The sequence below is a fragment of the Halomonas sp. B23F22_3 genome (assembly GCF_043496965.1).
GTDB lineage: Bacteria > Pseudomonadota > Gammaproteobacteria > Pseudomonadales > Halomonadaceae > Halomonas.
The window spans coordinates 184,538-200,168 of the sequence record NZ_JBIEKG010000003.1 but is presented as its reverse complement, the minus strand read 5'-3'; the positions used below and the strand labels follow the sequence as shown (position 1 = coordinate 200,168).

Here is a 15,631-nt window from a genome sequence, read left to right as displayed (position 1 = left end):
TAGATGATCCGATCCGGGCGGGCCGACCCGGTGGTCACGGGAGTGAGTGGTCGGGTCGTTCGGGACGAATCGTACAGGCTCAGGAGTGGGGGGAAGGGTCCGGTGGGTTATCCCGCTGGCGTCGTCCCACCAGCGGGGGCGGGGCACCGAGGTTCTGACGCGCCCAGTTCACCGCCTGCAGGCGATTGTGCACCTTGATCTTGCGAAAGATGTTGTAGAGGTGGGACTTGACGGTGTGCTCGCTGACGAAGAGCTGATCGGCGATCTCGATGTTGGAGGCCCCGGTGCCGAGCATGGCGATGATCTCCAGCTCCCGGTGCGTCAGGCCGCATACCGGCCGATACGAATTGAGCTGCTGGCGGCGGAAGAACTGGATCATCCGGGTCATCAGTGAGCGAGACATCCACAGGTTGCCTTCCAGCAGTATGGTCAGCCCCTTGCAGATCATCTCCAGCGAATCGCTGCGATAGAACACCCCCTGCAGGTTCATGGCCGAGAGGATCTCGACGGCATGTTCCTCGTCGCGCAGGTTGAAGGCGGCCAGGGACATGTCGTCGGCCTCGGCCGCCTTGACGTGCCACTGCTGCATGGTGGCCTCGTCGATATGATCCGCATCGAGCAGGACCACGGTCGGCGAGGCCTCCCTGCCCTTCCACTCCGCGGCGGGAGCGACGACCGAGACCTGGCAGTCGAGCTGCTGGTGCAGGTAGTCGATGAAGAGTTGTGACTGGGGATTGCTGGCGGTGACCAGCAGCACCAGGCGTTGGTCCTGCGTCATGATCCCTTACCTCTTACATACGTGCGATGACGTTTTAGATTCACAATCAGCCGAACGTGGCAGCTTTGCCACCCTGGAAGTAAGTCTTGGTCAGAATGTAACTTTTGGTTACTAACTTTTGGTTATGTGATTATCTTTTCTTATTCATTCTTGCTCGGTCACGCGGCGTAATGCTTGACAATCAACGGGTTTTGGCCGGTTCTTCGCATCGTTAGCGCCTCCGCCGGAGCTCCCTTTCGAGGAAATTCACTCCCTGGCTCGTCATTTCTCAACGGATTTCTCATTTGCAATGGTGAGATAACTCATCACTTGGCCTGTCATTCGTTTGACGCAGGATGCGGGCGTTTCCCAGGGGGAAGGCGGGCTCGTAGAATGGGGGATCCCTGATGTCATGGAGAGTCGATCATGAGTCCAGCCCAGCTGGTCCTGGCCAGCGGCAACGCGGGCAAGCTGCGCGAGTTTCACCAGCTGCTCGCGCCGCTGGGCATCGAAGTGCACGCCCAAGCCGATTACGGCGTGGCCGACGTCGAGGAGACCGGCCTGACCTTCGTCGAGAACGCCCTGCTCAAGGCCCGGGAGGCCAGCCGTCTCAGCGGGCTGCCCGCACTGGCCGACGATTCCGGCCTGGAGGTGGATGCCCTGGCGGGCGCGCCCGGCATCTATTCGGCCCGCTATGCCGGTGAACCCAGAAGCGATGCTCGCAACAATGCCAGGCTGCTCGAGGCCCTGGCCGAGGTGCCGGAGGGGCGTCGTCGCGCGCGCTACTGGTGCGTGCTGGTGCTGCTTCGCCACGCCGAGGATCCCGTGCCGCTGATCGTGCAGCAGAGCTGGGAGGGCGAGATCCTGCAGGCGCCTCGCGGCGAGGGCGGCTTCGGCTATGATCCGCTGTTCTGGCTGCCCGACCAGCAGGCCAGCGCCGCCGAGCTCGATGCGGATCAGAAGAACCGCCTCAGCCATCGTGGCCGGGCCCTGCAGGCGCTGGTGGCCGCCATGGCGCCGGAGCCGAGGCGCTCATGAAGGAGTCGCTGCCGATCGCGACCGGCCTGCCACCATTGTCGCTCTATGTGCATGTGCCCTGGTGCGTGCGCAAGTGCCCCTACTGCGACTTCAATTCCCACGGCGTCGGGCGGGGGGCCGAGCTGCCGGAAGACGCCTATCTCGAGGCGCTGATCGCCGATCTCGAGGCCGACCTGCCTCTCGCCGCGGGGCGTGAGCTGGTCAGCCTCTTCATCGGCGGCGGCACCCCGAGCCTGATGTCGGCCGGCTTCTATGAGCGATTGCTGCAGGCCGTCTCGGATCGCCTGCCGCTGGCCCGGCACATCGAGATCACCCTGGAGGCCAATCCCGGCACCCTGGAGCGTGGGCGTTTCGCCGGCTATCGGGCGGCGGGGATCAATCGCCTGTCGCTGGGCGTGCAGAGCTTTCAGGATGCCCAGCTGTCGGCCCTGGGGCGCATCCATGGCGGCGACGATGCGGCGGCGGCCTTCGACGAGGCGCGTCGGGCCGGCTTCGACAACCTCAACCTCGACCTGATGCACGGACTCCCGGGCCAGACGCCGGCGCTGGCGCTGGCGGATCTGGAGCGGGCCCTGGCGCTCGAACCGGAGCATCTCTCCTGGTACCAGCTGACCCTGGAGCCCAATACCGAATTCCACTCCTACCCGCCGGCCCTGCCGGAGGAGGAGGTGCTGTGGGATATCCAGGACGCCGGGCACGAGCGTCTCGAGGCCGCCGGCTTCGCGCGCTACGAGATCTCCGCCTATGCGCGGCAGGGCCGGGCGTCGCGCCATAACCTCCACTACTGGCGCTTCGGCGACTACCTGGGCATCGGCGCCGGTGCCCACGGCAAGCTCAGCCTGCCCGGCCCTGAGGGCCTTCAGATCGAACGACGCTGGAAATCCCGGCGGCCCGAGGACTACCTGCGCCGCGTCAACGATCCCCGTGGCTTCGTGGCCGGCCGTGGCCTCATCGACGAGCGGGAGTTACCCCTCGAGTTCGCCATGAATGCCCTGCGCCTGGTGGAGGGCGTGCCGCTCTCGACCTGGCAGGCCCACACGGGCCGCGACGATTCGGTGCTGCTCGAAAGGCTCTCGGCGGCGAGGGAAAAAGGACTTCTTGTGGAAGATGCCGACAGGCTTGGGGCCTCGCCCCGGGGTCTATTATTCTTGAACGAACTGCTGGCCATGATGGACGATGTCGGCCAGTGAAGGATGACCACGTATCACCCAAGGAGGAGAGGACACGATGAGAAGAGCAATGCGATGGATGGCCCCCCTGGCCGCTTCGGCGCTGCTGGTAGGCTGCACCACGACCGATCCCTATAGCGGTCAGACCCAGCGCAGCCAGACCGGCACCGGTGCCGCCATCGGCGCGGCCATCGGCGCGGCCGCCGGTGCCCTCAGCGGCGACGGCAGTACCAGTCGGCGCGATCGCGCCCTGATCGGTGCCGCGGTGGGCGCCGCCGCCGGCGGCGGCATCGGCGCCTACATGGACAAGCAGGAAGAGCAGCTGCGGCAGAGCACCCAGGGCACCGGCATCGGGGTCGATCGTCGCGGCGACGATATCGTGCTCAACATGCCGAGTGAGGTGACCTTCGGCTTCGACTCCAGCGACCTGACTCCCAATGCGCGCAATGCCCTCAATGACGTGGCCGCGGTGCTCCAGCAGTACCCGGACACGCGGGTCAACATCGCCGGCCATACCGACAGCACCGGTGATGCCGGCTACAACCAGCGGCTCTCCGAGCGGCGCGCCAACGCGGTGGGCAACTACCTGGCCCAGTCCGGGGTGACCCGCAACCGTCTGAACATGACCGGCTATGGCGAGAACCAGCCCGTCGCCAGCAACGATTCCGAGCAGGGGCGCGCCCAGAACCGCCGGGTGGAGATAACCCTGACGCCGATCCAGGAACGCTTCCAGCAGTAATCAGCGACGCCTGGCACCATGCACCCTCGGGCCCGCCACTGTTCAAGTGGCGGGCCCTTCTGTCTCTAACCCACGGATCCCTGCCATGCTCTCCTATCAGCATGCCTACCATGCCGGCAATTTCGCCGACGTTCACAAGCATCTGACGCTGTTTGCCGTCATCGATCACTTTTTACGTAAGAAATCATCGGTTACGTACATGGATACTCATGCCGGTCGCGGCCTCTATCCCCTGGCGGCCGAGGAGACGGCGAGGCTGCAGGAGTATCGTGAGGGGGTCGCCCGGCTCTGGCAGGCGCGGGAGCGCCTCAAGAGTGATCCGCTGCTCGGCGACTGGCTCACCGCCCTGAGTCGTGTGCAGTCCCGCGCGGGTGGGCTCGATCACTACCCCGGCTCGCCCTGGTGGCTGTCGGCGCGCCTGCGTGAGCAGGACCGGCTGATGCTCTTCGAGCTGCATCCCGGGGAGCATGGCCACCTGGCCCGCCAGGTGCTGCCGGACAACGTGCAACGCGTCCACGGTGATGGGCTCCAGGGGCTGGTGAAGGGGCTGCCGGTACCGTCGCCGCGTCTCTGTGTGCTGGTCGACCCCAGCTACGAGCGCAAGGAAGAGTATGCCGAGGTGGCCGAGGCGGTGTGTCAGGCCATGCGCAAGGCGCGCCATGCGGTGGTGCTGGTGTGGTATCCGCTGCTGCCGGCGGGCCGCCATCGCGACCTGCTGGAGGGGCTGCGCGACGGCGGGGTGCGCAAGATCTGGCGCAGCGAGTTGAGGCTGCGCGAGCCGCAGGAGGGCGCGCGCGGCATGGTCGGCAGCGGCATGCTGGTGATCAATGCGCCCTGGGGCCTCGAGGAGCGCCTGGAGGCCGCGATGGCCGAGATCCTGCCGCTGCTGGGCGAGACCAGCCGCCATCGCGGCGACTGGTGGGTGGAGGAGTAGGGAAGTAACTGACCGATGCAGACGCTAGAGAGGCGTCGATGGCGACGACGTCCGCTTGGACGCCATGGCGCTACTTGCCGATGCAGAAGCTGCCGAAGATCTCGTCCAGCAGCCACTGGGTGAGCCGGCGTGTCAGCGCCGACGGCTGGACGCCATGGCGTTACTTGCCGATGCAGAAGCTGCCGAAGATCTCGCCCAGCAGGTCATCGGCGCTGAACTCCCCGGTGATCTCGCCCAGCGCCTGCTGAGCATCGCGCAGGTCCTCGGCCAGCAGCTCGCCGGCGCCGTGACCGGCCAGCTGCGCCTCGCCGTTGGAGAGCGCCGCGTCGGCGCGGTCCAGGGCGTCCAGGTGGCGCCTTCGCGCCGAGAAGCGGCCCTCCGTGGTCGCCGCGAAGCCCATCACCGCCTTGAGGTGCTCCTTGAGGCTAATGATCCCGGCGCCGCTCTTCGCCGACAGCCGGATCACTGGCCGCTCGCCGCTGGTATCGAGCCCGGGGGTCTCGTGGCTGGCATCGATCTTGTTGCGCACCAGGGTCAACCGCGTGGGATCGGCCAGGCGCTCGACGAATTCCGGCCAGATGGCCATGGGATCCACGGCCTCGGTGGTGGCCGCATCGACCATCAACAGGACCCGGTCGGCCTTCTCGATCTCCTCCCAGGCGCGCGCCACGCCGATCTGCTCGACGGCGTCCGGGGTGTCGCGCAGGCCCGCGGTATCGATCACGTGCAGCGGCATGCCGTCCAGGTGGATGTGCTCGCGCAGCACGTCCCGGGTGGTGCCCTCGATGTCGGTGACGATGGCGGTCTCCTGCTCCGTCAGCGCATTGAGCAGGCTCGACTTGCCGGCGTTGGGGCGTCCTGCGATCACCACGCTCATGCCCTCTCGCATCAGCGCGCCCTGGCCGGCGGCGGCCCGCACCGCGGCCAGGTCGGTCTGGATGGCGGCGAGCTTGCCGGCCACGTGCCCGTCGGCGAGGAAGTCGATCTCCTCCTCGGGGAAGTCGATGGCCGCCTCCACGTAGATGCGCAGCTCGATCAGCCGCTGGACCAGCGCCTGGACGCGGTGCGAGAACTCGCCCTGCAAGGAGCGCAGGGCATTCTCGGCGGCCCCTCGCGAGCTCGCCTCGATCAGGTCGGCGATCGCCTCGGCCTGGGCCAGATCCAGCTTGTCGTTGAGGAAGGCCCGCTCGGAGAATTCGCCGGGCCGGGCCAGTCGGGCGCCGAGCTGCACGCAGCGCTCGAGCAGCAGGTCCATGATCACCGGCCCCCCATGCCCCTGGAGTTCCAGCACGTCCTCGCCGGTGAAGGAGTGGGGGCCGGCGAAGTAGAGCGCGATGCCCTCGTCGATCACCTCGCTGGCGCCCCGGAAGGGGCCGTAGTGGGCCTGGCGCGGGGCGGGGCAGTGCCCCAGCATCGTCTGGGCGATCGTCGTGCAGGCGGGCCCTGAGACGCGGATGATCCCCACGCCACCGCGGCCCGGCGGCGTGGCCAGGGCGGCGATGGTGTCCTGATCGTAGAGGCTGGCGGCCATGGATGGATCCTGTGGTCGAAAGGCGAATGAGCGAGGGGGCCCGTAACAGAGGCCATTGTCCGGGGCAGGGCGGCCAAACGCCAGACCCCTCAAACGCCAGACCCCTCAAACGCCAGACCCCCGCCGAGGCGGGGGTCTGGAGACGCGGGACGAGACCGTTGCTACTTGGTCTTCATGCCCTTGCCGATGCTCGGATCGGCCTCGATCTTGCGGGTGATGGTGTACTGCTGAATGATCGAGATGCAGTTGTTGACCACCCAGTAGATGACCAGGCCCGCCGGGAACCACAGGAAGAAGAAGGTGAAGACGATCGGCAGCATCTTCATGATCTTCGCCTGCATGGGGTCCGGAGGCGTCGGGTTGAGCATCTGCTGCACGAACATCGAGGCGCCCATCAGGATCGGCAGGATGAAGTACGGATCCTTCACCGACAGGTCCTGGATCCAGAACATGAAGGGCGCATGGCGCAGCTCGACGGATTCCAGCAGCATCCAGTACAGGGCGATGAACACCGGCATCTGCACCAGGATCGGCAGACAGCCCCCCAGAGGATTGATCTTCTCCTTCTGGTAGAACTTCATCATCTCCTGGGACATCTTCTGGCGGTCGTCGCCGAACTGCTCCTTGAGGCGCTGCATCTCCGGGCCCAGCTTGCGCATGCGGGCCATGGACTTGTAGGCCTTGGCGGAGAGCGGCCACAGTGCCGCCTTCACCAGCATGGTCAGCAGGACGATGGACCAGCCCCAGTTGCCGATCAGGTCATGGATATGGTCGAGCAGCCAGAACAGCGGGTTGGCGATGAACCACAGCCAGCCGAAGTCCACCGTCAGCTCCAGGTTGGGCGCCACGGCCTCGAGGCGATCCTGCACCTTGGGACCCATGTAGAGGGTCGCGCCCAGCGTCGCCTCGCCGTTGCCGGCCACGTTGCTGGTCGGGCCGGCGAAGGCCGCTACGTTGCGGTCGCGCGCATCGGTGGTGGCGTAGTAGAGGTTCTGCTGGTTCTGCGCGGGGACCCAGGCCGAGGTGAAGTAGTGCTGGATGATGGCGACCCAGCCGCCCTCGACGTCGCGGTTGTTGAAGGCGCCTTCCTGGATCTCCTCGAAGTCGACCTTGAGGTAGCGGTCCTCCGGCGTGGAGTAGGCGGCACCGAGGTAGGAGCGCATGCCCATCTTCGGGCCGCTGGAGGGATCGCTGCTGTTGTCGCGGACCAGCTGGCCGATGAAGCGGGCGGTGACCGGCTCCTCGGTGTTGTTGGCCAGGAAGTAGTTCACGTCGACCGCGTAGCTGTCACGCTCGAAGGTGAGGCGCTTGATGACCTCGACGCCGTTGACCTCGGCGGTCATGTCGACCTCGAGACGATCGTCGTTCTCGCCCAGGCGGTATTCGGTGGCCTCGGGCGTGAAGGTGATGCGGCCCTCATGCCCCTCGAGCTGCAGCCCCGAGCGCGCCACGTAGCTGCGCGTCTCGCTGTCGGAGAGCAGCACGTAGGGGCGCTCGGAATCGAGGCTGAAGCGATGCTGGGGCAGCGCCGCATAGACGATGTCGCCGCCCTGGGGATCGATGCGCACGTCCAGCACGTCGGTGACCACGGCCACCAGGTCGCGGCTGCCTGCCGGCGTCTCGGCCTCACCGGGAATCCCGCTGGACATGTCGCTCGACGAGGAGGCGCTGGTGGGTACCGAGAGATCATCGCCGCCATCGGTCGACGCACGAGTGCCGTCCGAGGCGCTGCTGGTCATGGCGGGGGCTTGCGGCTCAGGGGGAACCTGGCCGTAGTCCTGATTCCACTGGACCATCAACAGGTAGGCGAGTACCGCCAGGGGAATCAGCAGGAGTAGTCGTTTTACGTCCATGAGGGGTCTGCCCGATGGGTAGTGAACATTCCGATGGCGCAACGCAGGTCGCACACCCGAGATACACGAAAGCCTGCCGGAGGCAGGCTAGGAAACGCACGCTGGTCGGCGGCATCCGACGCGTCGGCGCGGAGAGGCGCGGCAAAGAGCGGGGTGATCATGCTCATGCAGGCTCCGGGATGCGCTGGCGCTTTGGGGGGCCGGTCATCATGTGCGGTGCGTGTCTTCGCTCCGCTTCCCGTGTCGGTCCGGCTCGCGGGCGGACTTGCTCGCCTCGCGCTCGAGGCGGCGCCACATGCCCTGGAGCTGGCGATGCACGGTGGCATTGTCCAGCTCGTGGACTCCCCGTCTGGCCAGTACCACGATATCCACGGCGGGAAGGCGCTGCTGCTGGAGCCGGATGGAGTCACGCACGATGCGCTTGAGGCGATTGCGATCGACGGCCCGGCGCACGTTCTTCTTGCTGAAGATCAGGCCGAGTCGCGGGTGGCCGAGCGCATTGGGCGAGGCCAGAGCCATCAGCCCCCTGCCATGGACCTTGAAAGCCGCCGTTTCGAAGACACGACGATAGTCCCCGGCAGTCAGCAGTCTCAGCTGCCGGGGATAGCCCTGACGTGACACGCGAGGGCCGCGATCAGGCGCTCAGGCGCTTGCGGCCCTTGGCGCGACGGCGAGCCAGCACGGCACGACCGTTCTTGGTGGCCATGCGAGCACGGAAGCCGTGAGCGCGCTTGCGCTTGAGGACGCTGGGTTGAAAAGTACGTTTCATAACTCGTTATTCCCACGTGGTTTTCTGAATGACTGGATCACTCGTAGAGATCCGGATGCCGCAGGCGGATCCGGGGGTATTCGACTCAAGACCGGAAATTGTAGTGATTCCAGCCCTGCGGTGCAATTCTTACCTGCGTTTTGCGCCACCTCGAGCCCCCTGCTGGCGCGGCTTTCCGCGTGGTCGCTCGACCGCCATCCACCACCATCTGGCCCGCTCGGCAGGCCGTCACGCGCCAGCCCCTGTGGTCACTCCTGGGGACGGGTATTGTGAATAAGTCTGTTTATTTCAGTTTTATCAGCGTTTTGAGGCGTTATGCCTGCTGTGGAGAAAGTGGGGATGAGGTGGGGAAGGTGACGCGTTCCATCGCGATGCCGTCCTCTCGGGCGCGGCCCGATGGCCGGCGGTGCCGGAAAGGGCTGTCGCCATGGCCTGTTTCCAGCGTCCGGGCGAGAGGCGGCCTACCCGGCGGCCCGGGTTTTCCACAGGGCGAAGCGTTGGGCCGGTCATGTGGATAACCCGTGGCCCGAACGATACAATAGGCGGTCGTTTTCTACGCAAAGGTGAGGTCGCGTGTCACTGGCTCTCTGGCAACAATGTCTGGATACCCTGCAGGATGAACTGAATTCTCAGCAGTTCAATACCTGGATCCGTCCGCTGCAGGCGGAGGAAGGGGAGTCCAACCAGTTGCGCCTGCTGGCGCCGAATCGCTTCGTGCGCGACTGGGTCAGCGACAAGTATGCCAAGCGGATCAGCGAGCTGATGCGCGAGCTCTCGCCCGCCAAGCCGCCCAAGGTGGTCTTGACCGTGGGCAGCCGGCGCAGCGCGGCGCCGAACCCGCAGCCTCGCGAGCTGGGCAATCCGGTCTCGGCCGCTCCCCGGGCGCCGGCGGCGCCCGCCGTCCAGGTCCCTCCCCGCGGGGACGTGGGCGATGAGCGCGAGATCGATCAGCTGCGCGAGGAGGGGGCCGGCCAGCGCCGTGGCGGTGAGCGCCAGGTGCAGGTAGAGGGGAGCCTCAAGCACAACAGCGGCCTCAATCCCAACTTCACCTTCGAGACCTTCGTCGAGGGCAAGTCCAACCAGCTGGCACGCGCTGCCTCCCGGCAGGTCTCCGAGAACCCCGGCGGGGCGTACAATCCGCTGTTCCTCTACGGCGGGGTCGGCCTGGGTAAGACCCACTTGATGCATGCCGTCGGCAATGCCCTGGCGACCCGGCGCGAGAACGCCCGTGTCGTCTACCTGCATTCGGAGCGCTTCGTCGCCGACATGGTGAAGGCGCTGCAGCTCAACGCGATCAACGACTTCAAGCGTTTCTACCGCAGCGTCGATGCCCTGCTGATCGATGATATCCAGTTCTTTGCTGGCAAGGAGCGCTCCCAGGAGGAGTTCTTCCACACCTTCAATGCGCTGCTCGAGGGCGGCCAGCAGATGATCCTCACATCCGACCGATATCCCAAGGAAATCAGTGGGGTAGAGGAACGACTGAAGTCTCGCTTCGGCTGGGGGCTGACGGTGGCCATCGAGCCGCCGGAGCTGGAAACGCGCGTGGCCATCCTGATGAAGAAGGCCGATCAGGCCAAGGTCGACCTGCCTCACGACGCCGCTTTCTTCATCGCCCAGAAGATCCGCTCCAACGTCCGCGAGCTGGAGGGCGCGCTGAAGAAGGTGATCGCCGACTCCCACTTCATGGGCAAGACGATCACCCAGGACTTCATCCGCGAGTCGCTCAAGGACCTGCTGGCACTGCAGGACAAGCAGGTCGGGGTGGATAACATCCAGCGTACCGTGGCCGAGTATTACAAGATCAAGCTCTCCGACCTGCTCTCCAAGCGGCGCTCGCGCTCGGTGGCTCGCCCCCGCCAGGTGGCCATGGCGCTGGCCAAGGAGCTGACCAACCATAGCCTGCCCGAGATCGGCGACGCCTTCGGCGGCCGCGATCACACCACGGTGCTGCACGCCTGCCGCAAGGTGAAATCGCTGCAGGAGGAGAGCGCGGACATCCGCGAGGACTACAAGAATCTGCTGAGGCTGTTGACCAGCTGAACGGAACACCAGCGGTCGGGACGCCGGCCTCAATCCCTCCAGGACAAGTAGTGGAGTCGACATGAAATTTTCCATCTCCCGAGAAGCGCTGCTGCGCCCGCTGACGCTGGTTGCCGGCGTGGTGGAGCGGCGTCAGACCCTGCCGGTACTCTCCAACGTGCTGATTCAGGTCGACCAGGATCAGGTGTCGCTGACCGGCACCGACCTCGAGGTCGAGCTGATCGGGCGCACCGTGGCCAGCCACGTGGAGGAGCCGGGGTCCGCCACCGTGCCGGCCCGCAAGCTGATGGATATCTGCAAGTCGCTGCCGGATCAGTCGGAGATCCAGCTGACCCTCGAAGAGGGCCGGGCCGTGCTGCGCAGCGGTCGCTCGCGTTTTACGCTCTCGACCCTGCCGGTGGCCGAGTTTCCGAACATCGAGGACGACCAGGGCACCGTGGAGCTGAGCCTGCCGCGGGGCACGCTCAAGCACCTGATCGACGCCACTTCCTTCGCCATGGCCCAGCAGGACGTGCGCTACTACCTCAACGGCATGCTGCTCGAGATGGGCCCCAACCTGGTACGGACCGTGGCGACCGACGGCCACCGCCTGGCCGTCTGCTCGCGCTCCGCCGACATCCAGGTGGAGCCGTCCCAGAAGCTGATCGTGCCGCGCAAGGGCATCATGGAGCTGGTGCGCCTGCTCGACGACGGTGAGGAGCCGGTCAGCCTGACCCTCGGCGCCACCCACGTGCGCGCCCACACCGGCGACTTCACCTTTACCTCCAAGCTGGTGGACGGCAAGTTCCCCGACTATGAGCGGGTCGTGCCGCGCGGCGGCGACAAGGTCTTCATCGCCGATCGTGCCGAGCTGCGCCAGGTGCTGTCGCGTACCGCCATCCTCTCCAACGAGAAGTACCGCGGTGTGCGTCTGCATCTCGAGGAGGGCAACCTGCGGGTCATGGCCAACAACCCCGAGCAGGAGGAGGCCGAGGAGAACGTGGCCATCGAGTACAGCGGGCCGGCCATGGAGATCGGCTTCAACGTCGGCTATCTCGTCGACGTGCTCAGCGTGCTGGACGAGGATCGCGTGCAGATGACCCTGGCCGATCCCAACAGCAGCGCGCTGATGGAAGAGCCCGGTGGCGGCGATGCCATGTACGTCGTCATGCCCATGCGCCTCTGAGACGCCGTCTGGCGGCGCCTGACGCGGGTGCCGCCTACGCTGTCGAACCTCGCCAATGCCTCTCGATCGCCTTACCTTCCAGGGCCTGCGCAACCTGCAGGCCCTCGACGTCACGCCCGGGCCACGCATCAACCTCATCACCGGAGCCAACGGCAGCGGCAAGACCAGCCTGCTGGAGGGCATCCATGTCCTCGGCATGGGGCGCTCCTTCCGGGCACGCCAGCTGCGCCACGCCATCGCCCACGAGTCCGACGCCATGACGCTGCACGCGCGCCTGGCCGGCGACCCGGCCGTGACCATCGGCATACGCCGCCACCGTGACGCCACGGAGCTCGAGATGCGCCTCTGTGGCGAGCGTCTCGACCGGGTCTCGCGGCTGGTGGAGACCCTCCCGCTGCAGCTGATCAACCCCGACGCCTTTCGCCTGCTGGAAGGTCCGCCTGCCGGTCGCCGCGAGTTCCTGGACTGGGGGGTGTTTCACGTGAAACACGAGTTTCTCGACGCCTGGCGACGCTTCCGGCGCGCGCTGAAACATCGGAATGCCCTTCTCAGGCATGGTAGAATGTCGGATGCTTCACTGGATGCCTGGGAACAGGAACTGGTGCACTGGAGCGGGCTGCTGGACGGCATGCGCCGTGAATGGATCGAGAGGTTCCTGCCGGTGTTCGAGGACACCCTGCGGGAGCTGATCACGCTGCCCGGCCTGGCCGTGCGCTACGCGCGGGGCTGGGACCGCAAGCGTGAGCTGAGCGACATCCTTCGTCAGGCGCGACATACCGACCATCAGATGGGTTTCACCCAGCAGGGGCCTCAGCGCGCCGAGCTGGGCATACGGCTCGGCAAGCGGCCGGCGGTGGAGGTGCTCTCACGCGGCCAGCAGAAGCTGGTGGTGAGCGCCCTGAAGCTGGCTCAGGGGCGTCTGCTCGAGCAGCTGACCGGGCAGACCTGCCTCTACCTGATCGATGACCTGCCTGCCGAGTTGGACAGCAACCACCGGCGCGTCTTCTGCCAGTGGCTGGAGCGCATGCAGTGCCAGGTATTCATCACCAGCGTCGACCCCGATGCCCTGGCGGGCCTGTGGCAGGCGGACACCCAGTTGACGATGTTCCACGTGGAACATTCCGAATCAGGCCAGGGGCAGCTGCTGCCAATGGACAGACAGACTTCATGACGGAGTAGTCAATGAGCGAACAGGCTTACGACTCATCGAGCATCAAGGTTCTCAAGGGCCTGGATGCCGTACGCAAGCGGCCGGGCATGTACATCGGCGACACCGACGACGGCACGGGCCTGCACCACATGGTGTTCGAGCTGGTGGACAACTCCATCGATGAAGCGCTGGCCGGACACTGCAGCGAGATTCGGGTGATCATTCACCCCGATGAGTCGATCACCGTGACCGACAACGGCCGCGGCGTGCCGACCGATATCCACGAGGAGGAGGGGGTCTCGGCGGCCGAGGTGATCATGACCGTGCTGCACGCCGGCGGCAAGTTCGACGACAACTCCTACAAGGTGTCCGGCGGCCTGCACGGCGTCGGGGTCTCGGTGGTCAACGCCCTGTCCGAGGAGCTCAAGCTGACCATCTGGCGCGCCGGCCAGGTCTTCGAGCAGCTCTATCACCACGGCGTGCCCGACGCCCCGCTGGCGGTGGTCGGCAAGACCGAGCAGAGCGGTACCCGTGTGCATTTCCGGCCCTCTGCCGAGACCTTCCATAACATCGAATTCCACTACGACATCCTCGCCAAACGACTGAGAGAGCTCTCCTTTCTCAACTCGGGCGTGGCGATTCGTCTGATCGACGAGCGTAGCGGCAAGGAAGAGCTGTTCCACTACGAGGGTGGCCTCAAGGCCTTCGTCAATCACCTGAACACCAACAAGACGGTGCTCAACCCGGTGTTCCACTTCAACGCCGAGCGCGAGGATGGCGTGGGCGTCGAGGTGGCGATGCAGTGGAACGACACCTTCTCGGAAAATATCTTCTGCTACACCAACAACATCCCGCAGCGGGATGGCGGCACGCACCTGGCCGGCTTCCGCGCCGCGCTCACGCGCTCGCTGAACCACTACATCGAGGCCGAGGGGCTGCTCAAGAAGGCCAAGGTCAACACCTCCGGCGACGATGCCCGCGAGGGCCTCACGGCGATCATCTCGGTCAAGGTGCCGGACCCCAAGTTCTCGGCCCAGACCAAGGACAAGCTGGTCTCCTCGGAGGTCAAGACCGCGGTGGAGCAGGAGATGGGTCGCCTGTTCTCGGACTACCTGATCGAGAAGCCCAACGAGGCCAAGGCGATCGTCAACAAGATGCTGGACGCCGCTCGTGCCCGCGAGGCGGCGCGCAAGGCGCGCGACATGACCCGCCGCAAGGGGGCGCTGGATATCGCCGGGCTGCCGGGCAAGCTGGCCGACTGCCAGGAGAAGGATCCCAGTCTCTCCGAGCTGTTCCTGGTCGAGGGTGATTCGGCCGGCGGCAGCGCCAAGCAGGGGCGCGATCGTCGCACCCAGGCGATCCTGCCGCTCAAGGGCAAGATCCTCAACGTCGAGAAGGCGCGCTTCGACAAGATGCTCTCCTCGGCCGAGGTCGGCACGCTGATCACGGCCTTGGGCTGTGGCATCGGGCGCGAGGAGTTCAACCCCGACAAGCTGCGCTACCACTCGATCATCATCATGACCGACGCGGACGTGGACGGCTCGCACATCCGCACGCTGCTGCTGACCTTCTTCTTCCGCCAGATGTCGCAGCTCATCGAGCGCGGCAATGTCTTCATCGCCCAGCCGCCGCTCTACAAGATCAAGCGCGGCAAGCAGGAGCTCTACCTGAAGGATGAGCAGGCGATGGTCGACTACCTGACCACGACCGCCCTGGACGGCGCCCGCCTGCACGTCAACGCGGATGCCCCCGGCATCGCCGGCGCCCAGCTCGAGGAGCTGGTCAACCAGTATCGCGACGTGATGAAGCGCATCGAGCGCCTGTCACGGGTCTATCCCGACGTCGTGCTGCGCAAGATCGTGCACGCCGCCCAGCTCGACGGCGAGCAGAGCCTGCGTGATCGTCTCACCATGCAGAACTGGATCGATTACCTGCAGCGGGAGATGGACGCCCTGGTCTCCTACGAGGGCGGCCCGCGCTACACCTTCCGCCTCGAGGAGGACGGCGAACGAGGCTTCTTCCTGCCGGCGGTATCGCTGACGGCGCATGGCGTCACCACCGACTACGTCTGGGGCGTCGAGTTCTTCACCAGCGCGGACTACCGTGCCATGGCGGCGCTGGGCAAGACGCTGGATGGCCTGCTGGAAGAGGGGAGCTACGTGGCGCGCGGTGAGCGCAAGCGCCCGGTGTCGAACTTCTACGATGCCCTGGCATGGCTGATGGCCGAGGCGCAGCGAGGCCTCTCCATCCAGCGCTACAAGGGCCTGGGTGAGATGAACCCGGACCAGCTCTGGGAGACCACCATGAACCCCGACACCCGGCGTATGCTGCGGGTCTCCATCGAGGATGCGGTCGCGGCCGACATGATGTTCAACACCCTGATGGGCGACGAGGTGGAGCCGCGGCGCGACTTCATCGAGCGCAACGCGCTGGTGGCGAACCTCGACATCTGATCGTCCCGGCGATGTTCCACGTGGAACATC

13 protein-coding genes are annotated in these 15,631 nt (G+C 65.9%); 8 read left to right on the top strand and 5 right to left on the bottom strand.

What is annotated here, in order from left to right:
• Window positions 1–79: 79 nt before the first annotated feature.
• Window positions 80–778, bottom strand: a complete 699-nt coding sequence (locus ACGTNG_RS07360) for a LuxR C-terminal-related transcriptional regulator (RefSeq protein ID WP_394576368.1) — start codon at window positions 776–778, stop codon at window positions 80–82.
• Between the two features lie 405 nt (window positions 779–1,183).
• On the opposite strand from ACGTNG_RS07360, the gene rdgB reads away from it, so the two are divergent.
• The 4 genes from rdgB (at window position 1,184) to ACGTNG_RS07340 (ending at window position 4,637) form a co-directional block, all read left to right on the top strand.
• Entirely contained in the window at window positions 1,184–1,795 is a 612-nt protein-coding gene (gene rdgB, locus ACGTNG_RS07355; protein ID WP_394576367.1) for an RdgB/HAM1 family non-canonical purine NTP pyrophosphatase, read from the top strand.
• Window positions 1,792–2,985, top strand: coding sequence for a radical SAM family heme chaperone HemW (gene hemW / locus ACGTNG_RS07350; RefSeq protein ID WP_394576366.1), 1,194 nt, complete (start codon window positions 1,792–1,794; stop codon window positions 2,983–2,985). Before rdgB ends, hemW begins: the two co-directional genes overlap by 4 nt.
• A gap of 37 nt (window positions 2,986–3,022) precedes the next feature.
• Window positions 3,023–3,703 carry a YiaD family glycine zipper/OmpA-like lipoprotein gene (locus ACGTNG_RS07345; RefSeq protein ID WP_394576365.1) on the top strand — a complete coding sequence of 227 codons (681 nt, stop codon included), beginning with the start codon at window positions 3,023–3,025 and terminating at the stop codon, window positions 3,701–3,703.
• 85 nt (window positions 3,704–3,788) lie between these two features.
• On the top strand, window positions 3,789–4,637 hold the full coding sequence (locus ACGTNG_RS07340) for a 23S rRNA (adenine(2030)-N(6))-methyltransferase RlmJ (protein ID WP_394576364.1): 849 nt from the start codon (window positions 3,789–3,791) through the stop codon (window positions 4,635–4,637).
• A gap of 160 nt (window positions 4,638–4,797) precedes the next feature.
• Here ACGTNG_RS07340 and mnmE read toward each other — a convergent pair whose 3' ends face one another.
• The 4 genes from mnmE to rpmH form a co-directional block, all read right to left on the bottom strand.
• Window positions 4,798–6,168: a tRNA uridine-5-carboxymethylaminomethyl(34) synthesis GTPase MnmE gene (gene mnmE, locus ACGTNG_RS07335; RefSeq protein WP_394576363.1), complete on the bottom strand. Its 1,371-nt coding sequence runs from the start codon at window positions 6,166–6,168 to the stop codon at window positions 4,798–4,800.
• Window positions 6,169–6,329: 161 nt separating this feature from the next.
• Complete coding sequence (gene yidC / locus ACGTNG_RS07330) at window positions 6,330–8,021, bottom strand: membrane protein insertase YidC (protein ID WP_394576362.1); 1,692 nt, start codon at window positions 8,019–8,021, stop codon at window positions 6,330–6,332.
• Window positions 8,022–8,228: 207 nt separating this feature from the next.
• The gene (rnpA, locus tag ACGTNG_RS07325) at window positions 8,229–8,642 is read right to left on the bottom strand and encodes a ribonuclease P protein component (protein WP_394576361.1); all 414 of its coding nucleotides are present in this window, start codon (window positions 8,640–8,642) and stop codon (window positions 8,229–8,231) included.
• A 13-nt stretch (window positions 8,643–8,655) separates the two neighbouring features.
• Window positions 8,656–8,790 carry a 50S ribosomal protein L34 gene (gene rpmH, locus ACGTNG_RS07320; protein WP_008959105.1) on the bottom strand — a complete coding sequence of 45 codons (135 nt, stop codon included), beginning with the start codon at window positions 8,788–8,790 and terminating at the stop codon, window positions 8,656–8,658.
• A gap of 573 nt (window positions 8,791–9,363) precedes the next feature.
• Here rpmH and dnaA point away from each other — a divergent pair.
• The 4 genes from dnaA to gyrB all read left to right on the top strand — a co-directional run bounded on the left by dnaA (window position 9,364) and on the right by gyrB (window position 15,601).
• Window positions 9,364–10,833, top strand: coding sequence for a chromosomal replication initiator protein DnaA (dnaA, locus tag ACGTNG_RS07315; protein WP_394576360.1), 1,470 nt, complete (start codon window positions 9,364–9,366; stop codon window positions 10,831–10,833).
• A 61-nt stretch (window positions 10,834–10,894) separates the two neighbouring features.
• On the top strand, window positions 10,895–11,998 hold the full coding sequence (dnaN, locus tag ACGTNG_RS07310; protein WP_394576359.1) for a DNA polymerase III subunit beta: 1,104 nt from the start codon (window positions 10,895–10,897) through the stop codon (window positions 11,996–11,998).
• Between the two features lie 55 nt (window positions 11,999–12,053).
• Window positions 12,054–13,169: a DNA replication/repair protein RecF gene (gene recF, locus ACGTNG_RS07305; RefSeq protein WP_394576358.1), complete on the top strand. Its 1,116-nt coding sequence runs from the start codon at window positions 12,054–12,056 to the stop codon at window positions 13,167–13,169.
• A gap of 11 nt (window positions 13,170–13,180) precedes the next feature.
• Window positions 13,181–15,601: a DNA topoisomerase (ATP-hydrolyzing) subunit B gene (gene gyrB, locus ACGTNG_RS07300; protein ID WP_394576357.1), complete on the top strand. Its 2,421-nt coding sequence runs from the start codon at window positions 13,181–13,183 to the stop codon at window positions 15,599–15,601.
• Window positions 15,602–15,631: the final 30 nt, after the last annotated feature.

What these genes read in the sequence shown, in the direction of transcription:
- rpmH (WP_008959105.1), bottom strand. Translation starts at nt 8,790, where the DNA reads ATGAAACGTACTTTTCAACCCAGCGTCCTCAAGCGCAAGCGCGCTCAC.
- ACGTNG_RS07360 (WP_394576368.1), bottom strand. Translation starts at nt 778, where the DNA reads ATGACGCAGGACCAACGCCTGGTGCTGCTGGTCACCGCCAGCAATCCC.
- gyrB (WP_394576357.1), top strand. Translation starts at nt 13,181, where the DNA reads ATGAGCGAACAGGCTTACGACTCATCGAGCATCAAGGTTCTCAAGGGC.
- hemW (WP_394576366.1), top strand. Translation starts at nt 1,792, where the DNA reads ATGAAGGAGTCGCTGCCGATCGCGACCGGCCTGCCACCATTGTCGCTC.
- recF (WP_394576358.1), top strand. Translation starts at nt 12,054, where the DNA reads ATGCCTCTCGATCGCCTTACCTTCCAGGGCCTGCGCAACCTGCAGGCC.
- rdgB (WP_394576367.1), top strand. Translation starts at nt 1,184, where the DNA reads ATGAGTCCAGCCCAGCTGGTCCTGGCCAGCGGCAACGCGGGCAAGCTG.
- dnaN (WP_394576359.1), top strand. Translation starts at nt 10,895, where the DNA reads ATGAAATTTTCCATCTCCCGAGAAGCGCTGCTGCGCCCGCTGACGCTG.
- ACGTNG_RS07345 (WP_394576365.1), top strand. Translation starts at nt 3,023, where the DNA reads ATGAGAAGAGCAATGCGATGGATGGCCCCCCTGGCCGCTTCGGCGCTG.
- mnmE (WP_394576363.1), bottom strand. Translation starts at nt 6,168, where the DNA reads ATGGCCGCCAGCCTCTACGATCAGGACACCATCGCCGCCCTGGCCACG.
- yidC (WP_394576362.1), bottom strand. Translation starts at nt 8,021, where the DNA reads ATGGACGTAAAACGACTACTCCTGCTGATTCCCCTGGCGGTACTCGCC.
- ACGTNG_RS07340 (WP_394576364.1), top strand. Translation starts at nt 3,789, where the DNA reads ATGCTCTCCTATCAGCATGCCTACCATGCCGGCAATTTCGCCGACGTT.